Annotated in this window: 1 rRNA gene; it reads right to left on the reverse strand. The window is 31.2% G+C overall.

Annotated features, from left to right (window positions below):
* Positions 1 to 158 (reverse strand): 16S ribosomal RNA (locus tag GN138_RS15875); the annotation flags it as partial.
* Positions 159 to 743: the final 585 nt, after the last annotated feature.

A 743-nucleotide genomic window follows, 5' to 3' on the forward strand; every position in this document is an offset into this window, starting at 1 on the left:
AAAGGCTATCCCCCTGTAAAAGGTAGATTATATACGCGTTACGCACCCGTGCGCCACTCGTCAGCAAAAAAGCAAGCTCTTTCCTGTTACCGTTCGACTTGCATGTGTTAGGCCTGCCGCTAGCGTTCATCCTGAGCCAGGATCAAACTCTTCATCGTTAAATTTTAAGTCTTACGACCATATCTTTAACAACTAATAGAAATTATTCTAGTACTCTAAATGATTTATTCTCTTGTTTTAAACCAACTACTTTAGTTGATTTTTACGCTGTCAATTCAATATGTTAATGAACTTCTTTTTCTTCTCTTAAACTCGTTTCCTCGTTAAGCGGGTGCAAATATAAAACCCTTTTTTATTCCTCGCAAACTTAATTTGAAAAAATATTAATTATTTTCTCAAATAATAAATCTATATCGAAATGAACTTACAAAACTAGACTCGATGTCTTTGTTTCGGGGTGCAAATATAAAACCCTTTTTTAATCCCACAACTACTTTCTGCTTTTTATTTTAACCTTTTATTTAATACTTTACTAACCAATTACATACAAATAGATATCTTAAACTACTTTAACCTCTATTATCTGTTTTTAATCATAAATCTCATATTAATACTTAAATAAAGCGCAATCATTAACCATGATTCTTCAATAGTATCAATCGTTTATTGCCTAAACTTTTATTATAATAACTCTAAGTGCACAATACTAATCCTATAAAAAGAAATCCCAGACTAATCCAAAG

The sequence above is a fragment of the Winogradskyella endarachnes genome, from assembly GCF_009741275.1.
Lineage (GTDB): Bacteria > Bacteroidota > Bacteroidia > Flavobacteriales > Flavobacteriaceae > Winogradskyella > Winogradskyella endarachnes.